The following is an 18,608-nucleotide window of genomic DNA, read 5'->3' on the forward strand; positions in this document are numbered from 1 at the left end:
GCCGACGGGCCCGCGCCGAGGAACGGCGCGGGCCCGCTGATGAATCGAGGTCGACGTGGATGCCGACCCGCTACTGCTGAGGAGGCTGCGGCTGCTGGGGAGGCTGCGGCTGCTGCGGCCCACTCGGCTGCTGCGGCCCGCCCGGCTGGAAGGGTGCCCCGGGCTGGAAGGGTGCACCCGGCTGGGGGGCCTGGGGGGCCTGCCCGGGCTGGGGTTGCGGCGGCTGGCCGGGCTGGGGGTAAGCCTGCTGCGGCTGCTGAACCTGCTGAGCTTGCGGCGGCTGAGGCTGCCAGCCCTGCGGGGCCCCGGGCTGCTGGGGATAGGGCTGCTGTCCAGGCGCCGGTTGCTGCCCAGGCTGCGGTTGCTGACCGGGCTGCGGCTGCTGTGGAGCGTACGGCTGAGGCTGCCCCTGAGGCGGAGCCTGGTACGGCACCCCGCCCCCCGGCTGCCCCTGCTGCCCCGGCATCGGCGGAGCCACATGCGGCGGGGGATTGCCGTCAGACGTCCAAAGCCCCTGCTGCTGCTGGGCCCGCACGAAGTCCTCGGCGACCATCGCCGAGAGGTTGAAGTACGCCTCCCGCACCTTGGGCCGCATCATGTCGAGATCGACCTCCGCACCGGCGGCGAGATGCTCGTCGAAGGGGACGACGACAACCCCCCGGCACCGCGTCTCGAAGTGCGACACGATGTCGTCGACCTTGATCATCTTTCCGGTCTCCCGCACCCCGGAGATGACCGTGATGGACCGCGAGACAAGATCCGCGTACCCGTGCGCGGAGAGCCAGTCCAGCGTCGTCGACGCACTGCTCGCTCCGTCCACGGAGGGCGTGGAGATGATGATCAGCTGATCGGCGAGGTCGAGAACCCCGCGCATGGCGCTGTACAGCAGCCCCGTACCGGAGTCGGTCAGGATGATCGGGTACTGCTTCCCGAGCACATCAATGGCGCGCCGGTAGTCCTCGTCGTTGAACGTGGTCGATACGGCCGGGTCGACGTCATTGGCGATGATCTCGAGCCCGGAAGGCGCCTGCGAGGTGAAGCGCCGGATGTCCATGTACGAGTGGATGTACGGGATCGACTGCACGAGGTCACGAATGGTGGCCCCGGTCTCGCGCCGCACGCGACGGCCGAGCGTACCGGCGTCGGGGTTGGCGTCGATGGCGAGGATCTTGTCCTGCCGCTCGGTGGCGAGCGTCGCCCCCAGTGCCGTCGTGGTGGTGGTCTTGCCGACGCCGCCCTTGAGGCTGATGACGGCGATGCGGTAGCAGGACAGCACCGGCGTCCGGATCAGCTCCAACTTCCGCTGGCGCTCGGCCTCTTCCTTCTTGCCACCGAGCTTGAACCGCGATCCGCCGCCCGCGGGCCGACTGCTCTTGGCCTTGGACTTTGTATTGCGAAGGAGCCGGTCGGAGGAGAGCTCGACGGCGGCGGTGTAACCGAGGGGAGCCCCCGGGTTGGTCCGCTCCCGCTGATCGTGCTGGACGGGCTGCGGCCAGGCGGCACCGGTACGGGGGTCGACGGGCGGCTGCGCCTGTGCCTGCGGCTGTGGCTGTTGGTTGGGGAGGGGGAGGGGCTGCTGGCCGGGAACCGGTTGAGCAGGTTGCACCGGCTGCTGGGTCTGAGGCTGCTGTGCCTGAGGTTGCTGCGGGAAGCCGTAGCCTCCGGCTTGAGCGGGTGCCTGCGGCTGCTGGTTGGGGAGGGGCTGAGCAGGTTGCACGGGCTGGCCCGGTTGTACCGGCTGTTGGGCTTGAGGCTGTTGCGGGAAGCCGTAGCCTCCGGCCTGGGCGGGTGCCTGCGGCTGTTGGTTGGGGAGGGGCTGCTGGCCGGGAAGGGGCTGAGCAGGTTGCACGGGCTGGCCAGGCTGCACCGGCTGATTGACCTGCACTGGCTGCTGCCCCTGCGGCGGCGGAGGCTGCTGAGGAAACCCGTAACTACCGCCCTGCGCCGCCGGGTTGGGGGCGACGGGGTCGGCGGGCGCGACCGGAGCGGGCGCGAAAGGCGTACCGGGCGCGGCGGCCGGGGCAGGCCCCGACTGCGGGAACCCATAGCCCCCCTGCACCGACTCGGGCGTCGGCGTCGGCATCGGCGTCGGCATCGGCATCGGCGTCTCGGCGGCCGGGGCAACCGGGGCGACAGGGGCAGCCGGAGCGCCGGTTGCGGGCCAGGCGCCCGGCGCCGGCTGCGGAGCCTGCGGCTGTACGGGTTCGGGCCCGGGCGGCGGCGGCTGCACCGGGGGCGAGGTCGGCGCGGGCCACTGCGGCGCGGAGGTCGGAGCCGCAGGCTGGAACGCGGGCGGCAACGGCGGCAGCGCGTCCTGCGGCGCAGGCGGCGGCGGAGTCCACGACGACGGCACAGAATCCTGTACGGAGTCGTCGGCAGCGGACACGTCACTCTCGGGCGCAGCAGCGCTGCCGGAACCACCAGAACCGGCTTCCGCACCGACGGCTCCGGCCCCGGAGTCAGCGCCAGCGCCAGCCGCAGCCTCTTCCTCAGCCGCAGCCTCTTCCTCGGCCCCACCCCCAGCGTCACGGCCGACCGCGCCGTGCTCCTCGCTCGGCTCAGAGGCGTCGTCATCCGAATGATCGACGGATACGCCCTCGCCGGGGGCCTCATTGGGGGCCTCACTCACCGGGCGCTCAGAGGCCTCAGAAGCCTTGTCAGCCGCAGCCAGCTCTTCCATCTCCCGCTTCAGGGCACGAGCGGAGAACCGCATGGTGGCGCCACTCTCAAGGTCACCACTGCCGAAACTCTCACCGATGGACGTGACAGCAGGCTCTGCGGCTGCAGCGCCCTCCGTGGACTCAGCCGCAGCCATAGTGCCGACCGCAGCGTCCCCCGTCCCCTCACCCTCATCCTCATCCTCACCGGAGTCCTCGGCGTCGGCCTCCGCCCCGGACTCGGCCGCGACCAAGGCATCAACCTCACCCTTAGGTACGACCCCGGTCACATGCACCGAGGCGGAAGGACCGGCAAGGGCCCCGCTCCAATCGGCGGCGCCACCGCCGTTGGCCACCGATGGCACGGCGGGAGGGTCAGACGGCACGGCGCCCTTTTCCGTGGCCTCGTCCACCGTCGCCTCAGAATCCGCTGCGGGAGCCGCAGGCTGAAACCCACTGCCGACCGGCAGCTTCGGAACCGCACTGGGCACACCCGCCGAAGGCGGACTCAAAGGCGCGGGCGGAGCCGAGAAGGACGGCATGACGGGCGGCGGCGTCGAGACAGGCGGCGTAGAAACGGGCGGAGTCGAGACAGGCGCAGAAGCGGATCCAGACGCAGAACCGGATCCAGACACAGAAGACGTGGAGCCGGGCGCCGCCGAAGGCGTCTCACCCGCACTCCCCGAAGCGTTCTGCGTGTACCAGGCGGGCGGCGCGTAGTCGATGGTGAACTCGCCCGTCGTCTCGGCAGCGGACTCCGCGTCGGACTGATCATCGACGGGTGAGTCCCAGCCCCCGCGGATCTCGTCCCGATCGCTGTTCACAATGCCTCCTGATGTGGTCGAGCACCCTCGTGCCGTGGTGGGGGGCGACCGTTCCTGTCGTCCGATCCGCCTGGCTCTCCCCGTTGAGGGACGCGCACGACCCGCTGACGAGTTCTGGCGTCGCGCCCTGTCCCAGCCTAATCACCAAAACCAGCAGCACGGCAGGGCAGTCCACCTCACCAATGCTGTCCATTGCGTCACGCTCGACCCAGGAGTGATCGGCGTAGATCAAACCGTGCCGGACAAATCACTCAACGTCCGACACCACACCCCGAATCCCCCTCCAGCCCCCGTGGTTCAGTCCATCCGCCGAGCGGTACCCAACAATCCGGTCTCGACGTCGGTGGCCTGCGTCATCACGTACTGCCGGTCACGGTCGGCACACCACAACGTCACACCGTCGGCGAGCGTGGGCAACGAATCGACATCCCCACCGGCCAACCCCAACGAGCGCCCGATCTGGGTCGCCTCCTCCGGCGACAACCTCTGGCCGATCTGCCGGGAGAGCCTGTGACCGCAGGAGTCGAGACAGCCATCAGCGAGCGCCCCCGAGCGGAAGCGTGGAGAGCATCCCCGGCAGCTGTTCACCATCCAGCCGCACCAGTCCCGTCCCGGCCCGACGGGCAGCCTGCTCCAAACACCGTCTGACGGAGACGAGTTCGACGTCGCCGCGCCCCGTCACACGTAGGTGACCGCGCAAGGCGATCTCCTGTCGCGCGCCGCGCCCGAGCGTGAGGCTGAAGGTCGTGGTCAGTGCCGGGACCGCCGTGAGCAGGGCCACGAGCTGCGGCAGCGGAGGCGCCCCGGAACCCCCACAAGGCGTATGTCGCGAAGCGGCAGCAGTGGGACAAGCACGTCGAGGCCACCCATCGAGCGCTCGTCGACATCGGGCAGAAGGTCGGCCAGGCCGGCGGTGACTACCGGGGTGGCGATCTGAAGGGTGCCAGCTACTTCCAGTGAGCCTGGGCCGGTGCACCGCGTAGAAGGTGTGGGGTGGACGCGCGCGGGAGGCGTCCACCCCTTCTACGTAGCGCCAACACCCATGAGGAGGCCGGGCGTCACTCGGCCGCCGCGATCCCGCCATTGCGTACCGAAGGCTCCAGGTCGAACTCCCCGTCCCGGGCGCCGAGGACGAACGCGTCCCATTCCGCCTTCGTGTAGCGCAGCACGGTCTCCGGCTCCAGTGACGACCGCATGGCCACGGCGCCCTCGGGCAGGTACGCGATCTCCACCCGCTCTTCGTGTTCCTCGGTGCCCGGCGCGCTGTGCCAGTCGGCACCGGAGATGTCGAGGGCGTAGAGCTCTTCCTTCTCGCGCTCCTTGCGCGCCTTTGCCTGCGCCTCGGTTTCGGGTGCGTCGGTCATGGCGGAGGGTCCCTTCACAACGTACGAAAGAGCTGTAGGCCCACCTTACTTGGGGGCTCCTTCCCTGTTCAGAGGTTGGGAAGGCTCGTGAGGACTTCGGGCCGCCCCCCCGCCGGTCGCGGTCGGAAGTCCCCGGCCGCCAGCCCCGTCTGCACCCGTGCGCGGCGAGGAAACGCTGCATCGCGCCCGCGGTGAGCGGTTCCAGCTCGCCCGCCGGAGCGGTCTGCGGCGGCACGAGGGGAGTGGCGAGCGACTGTGGTCCAAGGCCGATGCGCACCTGTCCGAAGTCCGCGTCGCCCATGCGGCGCTCCCAGACCCGGCTGCCTTCGGCGACCAGCGCCCACAGCTGCTCGGGGGAGGGGTGGAGGTAGCACTGCGCGTCGCGCTGCGCCCGCGCGGTGTCGGTGGCGGCACGCTGGGCTTGCTCGCTGATCCCCAATTCCCCTGCCGTTGCGGGGTGTTCTGGGTTCCACCCCTGTCCGGGCGAACGTGGATCGCTGTGTGATCCTGCTGATACGCGTGGTAACAGCCCGACGGTAGGGTGCCTGGCGAGTGCGTGGGTGATTGCTGATCCGGCCAGTCGGCGTGCGGCTCAGCTGCCGGTACTGCCGGGGTATTTCGTGATACGGGGCGGGGGCGCGGCTCACGAACCAGTCAGGTGACCGAGTCTGCCCGGCGACGCGTCACGTGATGCGGCACAGTCGGCGAAGACGCCACGGGCGTGGCACCGGCAACACGGGCACCGCGGTTGCGAACGGGCAGCGGCAGCACGACGAGCGATGAGCATCAGCGACGAGGGGGAGCAGCAGGTGAGCACGGCGGCGTCCACAACGGTGGCCGGAACCGGGCGAGCCGACCGCGGAAACCCCGCCGGGGGCCCAGCCCACGACAGGAGCGGGGCCGGAGCCGGCACGGGCACGGCGTTCGGCTTCGCAGGGTCACCAGCGTCGCGCCCGGCAGCCGCATCGACGTGGCACTGCGCGACGACATCCCCGTCGCCGACATCTACCCGAAAATCCTGCGGTTCTCCCGGCAGAGCCCTGCCGAGGGCGCGCCGGTCGGCTACCACCTCGTCCGCCGCGACGGCGCTGTCCTCGACAGCGCCCGCACCTTCGCCGCCCAGCGCATCCTCAACGGCGAACTCCTCACCCTGCAACCCTTACCGCAGGAACTCGTCGACGCCGAACGCATCGCGGCCCAGGCCCGCCGTGGCCAGGAACCGCTCGTCGGTCTGCTCGTCGGTCTCGTCGGCGGCTGCGCGCTCGCGGCCGTCGGCTCGACCACGGTGCTCGGCTTCTCCGAGAAACGGGTGGAGGCAGCTCCTGGCCCTGGCCACCCGCATGGCGATGCTGATGAGGGCGCACCTTTTCCGCCGAAGGCCAGGGCCATGACCAGCTGACGTCCGCGCAACCGGCACCCGGGACCCCCATACGCCCCCAGAAAGGCCTCTCAGCGTGAGCTTCGGCCCGCCCCCGTCCCCCTACACCCAGTCCGCGCTGTCGGCCGCCGAGGGGAAGAAGCGTCGTACGGGGATCGTCATCGGCGTGCTCATTGCCCTGGTCATGGCCCTGGGCACGGGCGGCTGGGCCCTGTGGGGGCCGGACGGCGACCGCGTGTCGGATCAGCGCTCGGCTCCGGCACCGCAGCCTCCCGATGCCATCAGGGAGACCGTGGAGGCGCCTCCCAAGACCCCTGAGGGCGGGATCGCGGCCGAATACGTGGACAAGACCCTCAAGGAAGGCCGGACCGCCTCGACGAAGGGCACATGGGCCACCGGCAAGATCGTCGCCAAGGGGTTCGAGAATGTCGTCAAGGGCATCGGCATCGGTGACTCCGAAAAGGCCTGGGAGCTCGAGTTGCCGGGCCCCATATGCGCGGTGACCCGCCACGTCAGCGTGGACGGCAGAACGGCTGTCGCCTTCTCGGGCAGACGCCCCGAGAAGGAACCCAAGAAGGAAGAGGGCGGGACTGCCTGCGACCGCGTCGCCGTGTTCGACATCGACACGGGCAGAAAGCTCTGGGACAAGAAGCTGCCCGGCGAAGCCGCCCTCGCGATGAGCGTCAACGTGACGATGACGCGGGGGACCGTGCTCGCCACCACGGGGCAGGCCTCGGTCGCGTACGACATGACCAGCGGCAAGCGGCTCTGGGTGGACACCGATGCCTCGAACTGCACGGACCTGGGGTTCGCCGGGGGCCGGGGCCTGATCGCTCTCGTCCGGTGCGGTGACTCCGCGGACCCCGAGTTCCGGGTGCAGAAGGTCGCCCCGCGTACGGGCAAGGCCCGGTGGACGTACCGGGTCGCGCCCGGGATCAAGGGTGTCCACCTGGCCTCTTCGTCGCCGCCCGTCATCGCGGTCTCGGCAGGGGACCTGATCTCCACCAATCTGATCGCCCTCAGCGACAAGGGCAGGCAGCGCGGCACGATCCGGCTGGAGGGAAACCGCTACGTCCATGGCTGCGACGAGACCTTCAGCGCCGACGTGGAGCGCTGTACCGGCGTGGTCGTAGGCGCGCGGCAGCTCTACATGGCGACCAAGCCACGCGACTTCTCCCCGGAGGTGTCCCGCGGGCTGCCCTCTAACGAGGTCGTCGCCTTCGACCTGGCGACCGGGAACACCGTGCGCAAGTTCAGCGCCAGGCCCGGCCGCCCGATGTTCCCCCTGCGCATGAGCGGCGGCAAGGTGATCGCCTACCGGGAGGCGGCGAGCGCGCCTGCCGCGGCCGTCAGCCTGGACCCGGAGTCGGGGAGGGAAACCCTCCTGCTGCTGTTCGGGGAGAGCGAAGCTCCCGCGATGGACAGCACGGACCCGCCCGACGTCGTGTACGAGCGCGGCCGGATCTTCCTCGCCGCGACCAGCATCACGCGCGTCAAGGGCGACGGCGGCCCCCGGAGCTGGGTGATGAGAGGATTCGAGACCAGCGGCTGACGGCGACCGAGGTGGACCAGGGGTGAAGCGCCGGTACGCCGACTGGTAGCCTGTGTAACGACCGTCAGTCTGCGCACCCCAGGATCCCGCAAGGATCCGGACCGGAAGCGCGATGACCCGGACCCGCAGGGGCCCGCCCGGACGGCCCATCCCCGCCTCCCGAGTCACGGAAGCCCCCCTGAGACGTAGACCAGGGGCACTCGGAGGCACTCGAAGACATCACGAGGAGTACGCGTGTCGCTCGACGCCGCTACGAAGAAGCAGATCATGACCGAGTTCGGCCAGAAGGAGGGCGACACCGGCTCCCCCGAGGTCCAGGTCGCCATGCTTTCCCGCCGCATCTCGGACCTGACCGAGCACCTCAAGACCCACAAGCACGACCACCACAGCCGTCGTGGTCTGCTGATCCTGGTCGGTCAGCGCCGCCGTCTGCTGCAGTACCTGGCCAAGAAGGACATCCAGCGCTTCCGTGCCCTGGTTGACCGTCTGGGCATCCGCCGCGGTGCGGCGGGCGCGAAGTAAGACGTCGTGAAGGGAGCGGTTCCCACTCGAAGCACTCGAAGGGGGCCGCTCCCTTTGCCGTACATGCGCGCTGTCACCGACGCTTTGTAGTCTGGTGACGTACGCGGTCCTCGCGGGTAGCAGAACAGCGACCCCGGGACACCGAGCACCACCCCGACGAGGGAGGGGCGCACCAGCCGCCGCCGGTCCTCGGTAGTGGCCCCCGGGACACCCCGGGTGCTTCGATCGAAGACCGGCCCGCACACACGGCGCGCTTCTCCACCCGGTCCCGTGCCACGCAGGACGCGTGGACGTACGGGACACCGTCCCGGGCCACACGGGCCCAGGGGCGAGAAGACGAAACGTAGACACGTAGGAGAACAGTGGAGAACGAGACCCACTACGCCGAGGCCGTCATCGACAACGGCACGTTCGGCACCCGCACCATCCGCTTCGAGACGGGCCGCCTGGCCAAGCAGGCCGCCGGCTCCGCCGTCGCGTACCTGGACGACGACACCATGGTGCTGTCGGCCACCTCCGCTTCCAAGCGGCCCAAGGACAACCTCGACTTCTTCCCCCTGACGGTGGACGTCGAGGAGCGGCAGTACGCCGCGGGCAAGATCCCCGGATCGTTCTTCCGTCGTGAGGGCCGCCCCTCCGAGGACGCGGTCCTGACCTGCCGCCTGATCGACCGCCCGCTGCGTCCTTCCTTCAAGAAGGGCCTGCGCAACGAGATCCAGATCGTCGAGACGATCATGGCGCTCAACCCCGACCACCTGTACGACGTGGTCGCGATCAACGCCGCCTCCTGCTCCACGCAGCTGGCCGGCCTGCCCTTCTCGGGCCCGATCGGCGGCACGCGCGTGGCGCTCATCAAGGGTCAGTGGGTCGCCTTCCCGACGCACACCGAGCTCGAGGACGCCGTCTTCGACATGGTCGTCGCCGGTCGCGTCCTGGAGGACGGCGACGTCGCGATCATGATGGTCGAGGCCGAGGCCACCGAGAAGACCATCCAGCTGGTGAAGGACGGCGCAGAGGCCCCGACCGAAGAGGTCGTCGCCGCCGGTCTGGAAGCCGCGAAGCCCTTCATCAAGGCGCTCTGCAAGGCCCAGTCGGACCTCGCCGCCAAGGCCGCCAAGCCCACCGGCGAGTTCCCGGTCTTCCTGGACTACGAGGACGACGTCCTGGAGGCCCTGACCGCCGCGGTCAAGACCGAGCTCGCCCAGGCGCTCACCATCGCCGGCAAGCAGGAGCGCGAGGCCGAGCTGGACCGCGTCAAGGAGATCGCCTCCGAGAAGCTGCTCCCGCAGTTCGAGGGCCGCGAGAAGGAGATCTCCGGTGCGTACCGCGCGCTGACCAAGAAGCTGGTCCGCGAGCGCGTCATCAAGGACAAGGTCCGCATCGACGGCCGCGGCGTCACGGACATCCGTACGCTCGCCGCCGAGGTCGAGGCCATCCCGCGCGTGCACGGCTCGGCGCTGTTCGAGCGTGGCGAGACCCAGATCCTGGGCGTCACCACCCTCAACATGCTCCGCATGGAGCAGCAGCTCGACACCCTCTCCCCGGTGACGCGCAAGCGCTACATGCACAACTACAACTTCCCGCCGTACTCGGTCGGCGAGACCGGCCGCGTCGGTTCGCCCAAGCGCCGCGAGATCGGCCACGGCGCGCTCGCCGAGCGCGCGATCGTGCCGGTCCTGCCGTCGCGCGAGGAGTTCCCCTACGCGATCCGCCAGGTCTCCGAGGCCCTCGGTTCCAACGGCTCGACGTCCATGGGCTCGGTCTGCGCCTCCACGATGTCGCTGCTGAACGCCGGTGTGCCGCTGAAGGCCGCCGTCGCCGGTATCGCCATGGGCCTGATCTCCGAGGAGATCGACGGCGACACGCACTACGTCGCCCTCACCGACATCCTCGGTGCGGAGGACGCGTTCGGTGACATGGACTTCAAGGTCGCCGGTACGAAGCAGTTCGTGACCGCGCTGCAGCTCGACACCAAGCTCGACGGCATCCCCGCCTCGGTCCTGGCCGCCGCGCTCAAGCAGGCCCGCGACGCGCGTCTGCACATCCTCGACGTGATGAACGAGGCCATCGACGTTCCGGACGAGATGTCCCCGAACGCGCCGCGCATCATCACCGTCAAGATCCCGGTGGACAAGATCGGTGAGGTCATCGGCCCCAAGGGCAAGATGATCAACCAGATCCAGGAGGACACCGGCGCCGACATCACGATCGAGGACGACGGCACCATCTACATCGGTGCCGCGCAGGGCTCGCAGGCCGAGGCCGCCCGCGCCACGATCAACGGCATCGCCAACCCGACCATGCCGGAGGTCGGCGAGCGCTACCTGGGCACCGTCGTGAAGACGACGACCTTCGGCGCGTTCGTCTCGCTCATGCCGGGCAAGGACGGTCTGCTGCACATCTCGCAGATCCGCAAGCTCGCCGGCGGCAAGCGCGTGGAGAACGTCGAGGACGTCGTCGGCGTGGGCCAGAAGGTCCAGGTCGAGATCGCCGAGATCGACTCCCGCGGCAAGCTGTCCCTCATCCCCGTCATCGAGGGTGAAGAGGACGACGACAAGAAGGACGACACCGACAAGTGACGTCGCGTAGCACCACGACGACGGCCCGCACCTCCTCGGAGGCGCGGGCCGTCGCCCGTACCCAAACCCTCATCAAGGGCGAGCACGGCATCGGCACCGTCCGTAGGACGACCCTCCCCGGCGGCCTGCGCGTCGTCACGGAGACCCTGCCCTCCGTGCGCTCGGCGACCTTCGGCATCTGGGCCAACGTCGGCTCCCGCGACGAGACCCCGTCCCTGAACGGCGCCACGCACTACCTGGAGCACCTCCTCTTCAAGGGCACCAGGAAGCGCAGCGCCCTGGACATCTCCTCCGCGCTCGACGCGGTCGGCGGCGAGATGAACGCCTTCACGGCCAAGGAGTACACGTGCTACTACGCGCGCGTGCTCGACACCGACCTGCCGCTCGCCATCGACGTCGTCTGCGACATGCTGACGGGCTCCCTGATCCTCCAGGAGGACGTCGACGCGGAGCGCGGCGTCATCCTCGAAGAGATCGCGATGACCGAGGACGACCCGGGCGACTGCGTGCACGACCTGTTCGCGCACACGATGCTCGGCGACACCCCCCTCGGCCGCCCGGTCCTCGGCACCGAGGAGACGATCAACGCCCTCACCGCGGACCGCATCCGCCGCTTCTACAAGAAGCACTACGACCCGACCCACCTGGTCGTCGCCGCCGCGGGCAACGTGGACCACAACAAGGTCGTACGCCAGGTCCGTGCCGCCTTCGAGAAGGCCGGCGCGCTCGGGCGCACCGACGCGGTCCCCATGGCCCCGCGCCAGGGCTCCCGCACGCTGCGCACCGCAGGACGCGTCGAGGTCATCAACCGCAAGACCGAGCAGGCCCACGTCATCCTCGGCATGCCGGGCCTGGCCCGCACCGACGAGCGCCGCTGGGCCCTCGGCGTGCTGAACACCGCGCTCGGCGGCGGCATGTCCTCCCGCCTCTTCCAGGAGGTACGGGAGAAGCGCGGCCTGGCCTACAGCGTGTACTCGTACACGTCGGGCTTCGCCGACACCGGCCTCTTCGGCGTGTACGCGGGCTGCCGCCCCAGCCAGGTGCACGACGTCCTGAAGATCTGCCGCGACGAGCTCGACCAGGTCGCGGAGCACGGACTCACGGACGACGAGATCGGCCGCGCCATCGGCCAGCTGGCGGGCTCCACCGTCCTCGGCCTCGAGGACACCGGCGCCCTGATGAACCGCATCGGCAAGAGCGAGCTCTGCTGGGGCGAGCACATGTCGGTCGACGACATGCTGGCCAAGATCTCCGCGGTCACCCCCGACGAGGTGCGCGAGGTGGCCCGCGACGTGCTCGGCCACCGCCCGTCCCTGTCGGCCATCGGCCCGCTCAAGGACAAGCAGGCGGCCCGCCTCCACGACGCGGTCGCATAGCCGCGTGAGGGCCCGACTCCCTTAAGGAATGAAGGACATGAGCAAGCTGCGCGTGGCGGTCATCGGTGCCAAGGGCCGCATCGGCTCCGAGGCCGTGAAGGCCGTCGAGGCCGCCGACGACATGGAACTGGTCGCCGCCCTCGGCCGGGGCGACGATCTCGAGACGCTGGCGAAGGCCGGCGCCCAGGTCGCGGTCGAGCTGACCAACCCCGACGCCGTCATGGAGAACCTCGACTTCTGCGTACGGCACGGCATCCACGCCGTCGTCGGCACGACGGGCTGGACCGACGAGCGCCTCGCGCGGCTGCGTACGTCGCTGGACGCGTCCCCGGAGACGGGCGTGCTCATCGCCCCGAACTTCTCCATCGGCGCCGTCCTCACGATGAAGTTCGCGCAGATCGCGGCGCCCTACTTCGAGTCCGTCGAGGTCGTCGAGCTGCACCACCCGAACAAGGCCGACGCCCCCAGCGGCACCGCCACGCGCACCGCCCAGCTCATCGCCGAGGCCCGCAGGGAGGCGGGCAGCGCCCCGCAGCCCGACGCCACGACGACGGCCCTGGACGGCGCCCGCGGCGCGGACGTCGACGGGGTACCGGTCCACTCCGTGCGCCTGCGCGGCCTCCTGGCCCACCAGGAGGTGCTGCTCGGCGGCGAGGGCGAGACCCTGACCGTCCGGCACGACTCGCTGCACCACAGCAGCTTCATGCCGGGCATCCTGCTCGGCGCCCGCCGCGTGGTGAGCACGCCGGGCCTCACGTTCGGCCTGGAACACTTCCTGGATCTCGGCTGAGCCGGGAGCCTCGGCCGAGATCAGAGCTGAGAGACATGCGCGCAAAGATCACCTACGCCGTCACGGCCGCCGTCCTGGTCGTCTACTTCGTCCTGGTCGGCAGCCGCGGCGTGCTCCTGATCCAGCACGGCACCGTGCTCACCGTCACCTTCGGTGTCGCGGTGCTGATCCTGCCGGTCATCGGCGTCTGGTTCCTCTGGAAGAACACCCAGTTCGTCCAGCGCGCCAACCGCCTCGCCGCAGAGCTGGAGGCCGAGGGCGGCCTGCCCGTGGACGAGTTGAAGCGGACCCCGGGCGGCCGCATCGACCGCGACTCGGCCGACGAGGTCTTCGCCCGCCGCAAGGCCGAGACCGAGGACGCGCCGGACGACTGGCGCTGCTGGTTCCGGCTGGCGGTCGCCTACCACGACGCCCGGGACACCCCCCGCGCGCGAAAGGCCATGCAGCGGGCGATCGCCCTGCACGCGGGCCGGCCGGTGAACGTCTAGAGGTGGTGGGGCGTCAGGCGGTGGGCCGGTACTCGTCGGCCCACACCTCGATGGAGTCCGCCGCCCGGTCGAACGCCTCGTGCCGCGCCAGGAAGTCGGCGTTCCGGTCGGTCAGCAACAGCTGCGGCCCGGCGCCCCGCGGATCCTGATCACGTCGTACGAGGACGAGCGCCTGCCCCTGCACCGTCCGGGGCAGTCCCAGCCAGCGCACCGGCTGCTGCGCGGTGCGCACGGTCGACACCTGCGCCCACGCGACCGTCTGCGTCGACAGGAAACCGACCCTGCGCAGCCCCCGGGCGCTCACCCAGGTGCCCATGCGCAGCAGGCGCAGGGAGGCGGCGATGACGAGGACGGCGATGCCCGCACAGATCGCGCCGCCCATGAGTGAGCCCGCGAGCGCGATGATCACGGCGGCGAGGAGGACGAACGAGGCGGCAAGCAGCAGGAGCGCGGAGGTCCCGACCCGCCACGGGCCGGGACGGTAGGGCCGGCGCCAGTGGTCGCGGTCGGCGAAGGGCAGCGCGGCGTCCTCCGCCACGTCGTCGAAAGTGCGGTCCGCGGTCAGGAAGGGCAGGGGCACGGGCTGATCCTCACTCGATCCACACATGGGCTGTGCCCGGTGAGGTTATCGAGCCGTGTCCCCTGCTACCACCCTTGGGGGTCCGGACGAGTCAGGGCCGGACAGAGCCAGTCCGTGTCCGGGGTGATGTCCGGTTCAGCGTCCTTCGGAGGCTTCGGACTGCTGGTGATGCGCGGGTGACTGGTCGGCCGACATCGCGGGCATACCGAAGAGCAGGGACCCCACGAGGCCGGCCACCACGGTGAGGCCGATGAGCGTACGACCCATGATCTGGCTGGCCGAAGCGCGTTCTCGGGGCGGAGGAGTGACGTTGCTGCGGAACTTGTCGGCTTCGGCGATGAAGGCGAACGGGACGGGCTCTCGCCGACGGAACATGGGGCGCGCTTCTCCTTACGGGTCTCGAACGGAGCACTGTTGACTCTGTTGCCCAGTAGGACGCTCGAAACGCCCAAAAGGTGCCCTCTTTCGGCAAATTAGTCGAAGAATGTCGTGGCGGGTCACCGGACGGCCGATTGTCGGTGCCGGGTCATAGAGTGGGCGCCGCCCGAGAGATGCACATGGAAGGACCCCCGCCTGTGAGCGAGACCCCCACCGAAGACCTCAAGCCCAGCTTCCGCAGCGAGGTCACCGTCGAGCTGGTGAAGCATGCCGCTTCCGACTCCGACGTCCTGTGGGCCGCCCGAGTCTCCACGGCCGGCGAACAGTCCCTCGACGAGCTCCAGAAGGACCCGGAGCGGTCCAAGGGCCTGATCAACTACCTGATGCGGGACCGCCACGGCAGCCCCTTCGAGCACAACTCGATGACGTTCTTCATCAGCGCCCCCATCTTCGTCTTCCGCGAGTTCATGCGGCACCGCGTGGGCTGGTCGTACAACGAGGAATCGGGCCGCTACAGGGAGCTCCAGCCGACGTTCTACGTCCCCGACGAGTCCCGCAAGCTCGTCCAGGAGGGCCGCCCCGGGAAGTACGTCTTCGTGGAGGGCACCCAGGCGCAGCAGGAGCTCACCGGCCGCGTCATGGAGGACTCCTACCGCCAGGCGTACGAGGCGTACCAGGAGATGCTGGCCGCCGGCGTCGCCCGCGAGGTCGCCCGCGCGGTGCTCCCCGTCGGGCTCTACTCCTCGATGTACGCGACGTGCAACGCGCGCTCGCTCATGCACTTCCTCGGCCTCCGTACGCAGCACGAGCTCGCCAAGGTCCCCTCGTTCCCGCAGCGGGAGATCGAGATGGTCGGCGAGAAGATGGAGCAGCACTGGGCCGAGCTGATGCCTCTCACCCATGCGGCCTTCAACAAGAACGGACGTGTGGCGCCGTAAGGCACTGATGTGCGGGCGCGTCGCGCGAAGTGTCCGGATTGCGGCACTTCGTGAAGTTCACTTAGCCTGATCAAACGGACCCGGCACTGCCTGAACCCCCGAGCAGGCAGTGCCGGGCTCCACACTTGTCAGGTCCGCACACATCCCCCGAGGGGCGACCCCGCGCTGAGCAGCGAGTAGCGTGTTACCCATGGCTCCGACCTCCACTCCGCAGACCCCCTTCGGGAGGGTCCTCACCGCCATGGTCACGCCCTTTACGGCGGATGGCGCACTTGACCTCGACGGCGCGCAGCAGCTCGCCGCCCACCTGGTGGACGCAGGCAATGACGGCCTGGTCATCAACGGCACCACCGGTGAGTCCCCGACCGTCAGTGACGCGGAGAAAAACGATCTCGTACGAGCCGTACTGGACGCGGTCGGAGACCGCGCCCACATCGTCGCGGGCGTCGGCACGAACGACACCCGCCACAGCATCGAGCTCGCCCGCGCCGCCGAGCAGGCCGGCGCCCACGGCCTCCTGACCGTCACGCCGTACTACAACAAGCCCCCTCAGGACGGCCTGTTCCGGCACTTCACGGCGATCGCCGACAGCACCGAGCTGCCGGTCATGCTCTACGACATCCCCGGCCGCAGCGGCGTACCGATCAACACGGAAACGCTCGTCCGCCTCGCCGAGCACCCGCGGATCGTCGCCAACAAGGACGCCAAGGGCGACCTCGGCCGCGCCAGCTGGGCCATCGCCCGCTCGGACCTGGCCTGGTACTCCGGCGACGACATGCTGAACCTCCCGCTCCTGTCCGTCGGCGCGTGCGGCTTCGTCTCCGTCGTCGGCCACGTCGTCACCCCCGAACTGCGCGCCATGCTGGAAGCACACCTCTCGGGCGACGTACAGAAGGCCACGGAGATCCACCAGAAGCTGCTCCCCGTCTTCACCGGCATGTTCCGCACCCAGGGCGTGATCACCACCAAGGCGGCGCTGGCCCTCCAGGGGCGCCCCGCGGGCCCGCTCCGCCTGCCGATGGTGGAGCTGTCGCCCGAGGAGACGCACCAGCTCAAGATCGACCTCGCCGCCGGCGGGGTACAGCTGTAACCACAGACTTCACAACTGAATACGCGCAACACCGCGGGCGCGTCACGAGCTGCCGGCCGCCCGCACCCCACACAAACAACTGCTAATGCACGAACGTCATACGCGCCACGTGCCCGGGAGGTACGTGGCGCGCGTGGTGAGGAGAGTCTTTTGAGTCATCCGCATCCTGAACTCGGCGCCCCTCCGAAGCTGCCGAAGGGCGGCCTGCGGGTCACCCCGCTCGGCGGCCTCGGCGAGATCGGCCGCAACATGACCGTCTTCGAGTACAACGGTCGCCTGCTGATCGTCGACTGCGGAGTGCTCTTCCCCGAGGAGGAGCAGCCCGGAATCGACCTGATCCTGCCGGACTTCACGTCCATCAGGGACCGCCTCGACGACATCGAGGGCATCGTGCTCACGCACGGCCACGAGGACCACATCGGCGGTGTCCCCTACCTTCTCCGCGAGAAGCCGGACATCCCGCTGATCGGTTCCAAGCTGACGCTGGCCCTCATCGAGGCGAAGCTCCAGGAGCACCGCATCCGGCCGTACACGCTGGAGGTCGTCGAGGGCGACCGCGAGGCCCTCGGCCCGTTCGACTGCGAGTTCGTCGCGGTCAACCACTCCATCCCGGACGCCCTGGCCGTCGCCATCCGCACCCCCGCGGGCATGGTCGTCGCCACCGGTGACTTCAAGATGGACCAGCTGCCGATGGACGGCCGCCTGACCGACCTGCACGCGTTCGCACGGCTGAGCGAAGAGGGCATCGACCTCCTCCTCTCCGACTCCACGAACGCCGAGGTGCCGGGCTTTGTACCGCCCGAGCGCGACATCTCGAACGTGATCCGGGGCGTCTTCGCGGGCGCCCAGAAGCGCATCATCGTGGCCAGCTTCGCCAGCCATGTGCACCGCATCCAGCAGATCCTGGACGCCGCACACGAGTACGGCCGCAGGGTCGCCTTCGTCGGCCGCTCGATGGTCAGGAACATGGGCATCGCCCGTGACCTCGGCTATCTGCGGGTGCCGCCGGGGCTCGTCGTCGACGTCAAGACGCTCGACGACCTCCCCGACAGCCAGGTCGTGCTTGTCTGCACGGGCTCCCAGGGCGAGCCCATGGCCGCGCTCTCCCGCATGGCCAACCGCGACCACCAGATCCGCATCGTCCAGGGCGACACGGTGATCCTGGCGTCGTCCCTCATCCCCGGCAACGAGAACGCGGTCTACCGCGTGATCAACGGCCTGACCCGCTGGGGTGCGAACGTCGTCCACAAGGGCAACGCGAAGGTGCACGTCTCCGGCCACGCCTCGGCCGGCGAGCTGCTGTACTTCTACAACATCTGCAAGCCCAAGAACCTGATGCCGGTCCACGGCGAATGGCGCCACCTGCGCGCCAACGCCGAGCTCGGCGCCCTCACCGGCGTCCCGCACGACCGCATCGTGATCGCCGAGGACGGCGTGGTCGTCGACCTCGTCGAGGGCAAGGCGAAGATCGTCGGCAAGGTCCAGGCGGGTTACGTCTACGTGGACGGGCTCTCCGTGGGCGATGTCGGCGAGCCGGCGCTGAAGGACCGCAAGATCCTCGGCGACGAGGGCATCATCTCGGTCTTCGTCGTGGTGGACTCCAGCACCGGCAAGATCACTGGCGGCCCCCACATCCAGGCCCGCGGCTCCGGCATCGACGACGGGGTCTTCACCACCGTCATGCCGAAGGTCCAGGAAGTCCTGGAGAAGTCGGCCCAGGACGGTGTCGTGGAACCCCACCAGCTGCAGCAGCTCATCCGCCGCACGCTGGGCAAATGGGTCTCGGACAACTACCGCCGACGCCCGATGATCCTGCCCGTGGTCGTCGAGGTCTGATCCTCCCGACAGCACGAGCTCCGGAGCGGGGCGCCTCGATTTGCATCGAGGCGCCCCGCTCCGTTAGGTTTACGGCTCCGCCAGCGAGGGAAGCCCCGAGCACTCATGTGCTTCGGATCGACCCGAGCGGGGCGGGAAATCCGACTCAGAACTTCTGATAAAGTCGGAACCGCCGGAAAGGGAAACGCGAAAGCCGAAAGGCCGGAGCGGGAACCGGAAAGGCACCGAGGAAGTCGGACACGAAAGAGTCTGATAG

Annotated in this window: 13 protein-coding genes and 3 pseudogenes; 10 read left to right on the forward strand and 6 right to left on the reverse strand. The window is 69.5% G+C overall.

What is annotated here, in order from left to right:
* Positions 1 to 70 precede the first annotated feature (70 nt).
* From AC07DI_RS29115 to AC07DI_RS29130, 4 genes and pseudogenes are all read right to left on the reverse strand, one after another.
* Positions 71 to 3,481 (reverse strand): SCO5717 family growth-regulating ATPase, encoded by a 3,411-nt coding sequence (locus tag AC07DI_RS29115; RefSeq protein ID WP_478907055.1) that lies wholly within the window; start codon positions 3,479 to 3,481, stop codon positions 71 to 73.
* A gap of 535 nt (positions 3,482 to 4,016) precedes the next feature.
* Positions 4,017 to 4,295 (reverse strand): annotated as a pseudogene (locus AC07DI_RS29120) (type VII secretion protein EccE); the annotation flags it as partial.
* Positions 4,296 to 4,539: 244 nt separating this feature from the next.
* Positions 4,540 to 4,845: a DUF397 domain-containing protein gene (locus tag AC07DI_RS29125; protein WP_478907057.1), complete on the reverse strand. Its 306-nt coding sequence runs from the start codon at positions 4,843 to 4,845 to the stop codon at positions 4,540 to 4,542.
* A gap of 154 nt (positions 4,846 to 4,999) precedes the next feature.
* Positions 5,000 to 5,254: pseudogene (locus AC07DI_RS29130) on the reverse strand (hypothetical protein); the annotation flags it as partial.
* A gap of 400 nt (positions 5,255 to 5,654) precedes the next feature.
* Here AC07DI_RS29130 and AC07DI_RS29135 point away from each other — a divergent pair.
* From AC07DI_RS29135 to AC07DI_RS29165, 7 genes and pseudogenes are all read left to right on the forward strand, one after another.
* A pseudogene (locus AC07DI_RS29135) lies at positions 5,655 to 6,028 on the forward strand (EsaB/YukD family protein); the annotation flags it as partial.
* A gap of 271 nt (positions 6,029 to 6,299) precedes the next feature.
* Positions 6,300 to 7,775 carry an outer membrane protein assembly factor BamB family protein gene (locus tag AC07DI_RS29140; protein ID WP_478907059.1) on the forward strand — a complete coding sequence of 492 codons (1,476 nt, stop codon included), beginning with the start codon at positions 6,300 to 6,302 and terminating at the stop codon, positions 7,773 to 7,775.
* A gap of 234 nt (positions 7,776 to 8,009) precedes the next feature.
* Positions 8,010 to 8,297, forward strand: a complete 288-nt coding sequence (rpsO, locus tag AC07DI_RS29145; RefSeq protein WP_007385095.1) for a 30S ribosomal protein S15 — start codon at positions 8,010 to 8,012, stop codon at positions 8,295 to 8,297.
* Positions 8,298 to 8,659: 362 nt separating this feature from the next.
* A complete protein-coding gene (locus AC07DI_RS29150; RefSeq protein WP_478907061.1) occupies positions 8,660 to 10,876 on the forward strand; it encodes a polyribonucleotide nucleotidyltransferase in 2,217 nt (738 codons plus the stop codon).
* Complete coding sequence (locus AC07DI_RS29155) at positions 10,873 to 12,252, forward strand: M16 family metallopeptidase (RefSeq protein ID WP_384263543.1); 1,380 nt, start codon at positions 10,873 to 10,875, stop codon at positions 12,250 to 12,252. Before AC07DI_RS29150 ends, AC07DI_RS29155 begins: the two co-directional genes overlap by 4 nt.
* Before the next feature lie 37 nt (positions 12,253 to 12,289).
* Positions 12,290 to 13,042, forward strand: coding sequence for a 4-hydroxy-tetrahydrodipicolinate reductase (gene dapB / locus AC07DI_RS29160; RefSeq protein WP_384263540.1), 753 nt, complete (start codon positions 12,290 to 12,292; stop codon positions 13,040 to 13,042).
* A 35-nt stretch (positions 13,043 to 13,077) separates the two neighbouring features.
* Positions 13,078 to 13,530, forward strand: a complete 453-nt coding sequence (locus AC07DI_RS29165; protein WP_358709559.1) for a tetratricopeptide repeat protein — start codon at positions 13,078 to 13,080, stop codon at positions 13,528 to 13,530.
* Between the two features lie 13 nt (positions 13,531 to 13,543).
* On the opposite strand, the gene AC07DI_RS29170 is transcribed toward AC07DI_RS29165, so the two are convergent.
* Both AC07DI_RS29170 and AC07DI_RS29175 read right to left on the reverse strand, forming a co-directional pair.
* Positions 13,544 to 14,110, reverse strand: a complete 567-nt coding sequence (locus tag AC07DI_RS29170; protein ID WP_478907064.1) for a hypothetical protein — start codon at positions 14,108 to 14,110, stop codon at positions 13,544 to 13,546.
* Between the two features lie 135 nt (positions 14,111 to 14,245).
* Entirely contained in the window at positions 14,246 to 14,485 is a 240-nt protein-coding gene (locus AC07DI_RS29175; protein WP_384263535.1) for a hypothetical protein, read from the reverse strand.
* Between the two features lie 200 nt (positions 14,486 to 14,685).
* Here AC07DI_RS29175 and thyX point away from each other — a divergent pair, with 200 nt between their 5' ends.
* The 3 genes from thyX (at position 14,686) to AC07DI_RS29190 (ending at position 18,352) form a co-directional block, all read left to right on the forward strand.
* The gene (thyX, locus tag AC07DI_RS29180) at positions 14,686 to 15,426 is read left to right on the forward strand and encodes an FAD-dependent thymidylate synthase (RefSeq protein ID WP_384263533.1); all 741 of its coding nucleotides are present in this window, start codon (positions 14,686 to 14,688) and stop codon (positions 15,424 to 15,426) included.
* Positions 15,427 to 15,616: 190 nt separating this feature from the next.
* On the forward strand, positions 15,617 to 16,516 hold the full coding sequence (dapA, locus tag AC07DI_RS29185) for a 4-hydroxy-tetrahydrodipicolinate synthase (protein ID WP_478907067.1): 900 nt from the start codon (positions 15,617 to 15,619) through the stop codon (positions 16,514 to 16,516).
* Between the two features lie 150 nt (positions 16,517 to 16,666).
* The gene (locus tag AC07DI_RS29190) at positions 16,667 to 18,352 is read left to right on the forward strand and encodes a ribonuclease J (RefSeq protein ID WP_362374230.1); all 1,686 of its coding nucleotides are present in this window, start codon (positions 16,667 to 16,669) and stop codon (positions 18,350 to 18,352) included.
* The last annotated feature ends 256 nt before the right edge of the window (positions 18,353 to 18,608 follow it).

The organism is Streptomyces sp. NPDC044106, from assembly GCF_056433985.1.

Bases quoted from the DNA above. Each gene is read 5' to 3' on its own strand.
- AC07DI_RS29125 (WP_478907057.1), bottom strand. From the start codon at position 4,845: ATGACCGACGCACCCGAAACCGAGGCGCAGGCAAAGGCGCGCAAGGAG.
- dapB (WP_384263540.1), top strand. From the start codon at position 12,290: ATGAGCAAGCTGCGCGTGGCGGTCATCGGTGCCAAGGGCCGCATCGGC.
- AC07DI_RS29165 (WP_358709559.1), top strand. From the start codon at position 13,078: ATGCGCGCAAAGATCACCTACGCCGTCACGGCCGCCGTCCTGGTCGTC.
- AC07DI_RS29175 (WP_384263535.1), bottom strand. From the start codon at position 14,485: ATGTTCCGTCGGCGAGAGCCCGTCCCGTTCGCCTTCATCGCCGAAGCC.
- dapA (WP_478907067.1), top strand. From the start codon at position 15,617: ATGGCTCCGACCTCCACTCCGCAGACCCCCTTCGGGAGGGTCCTCACC.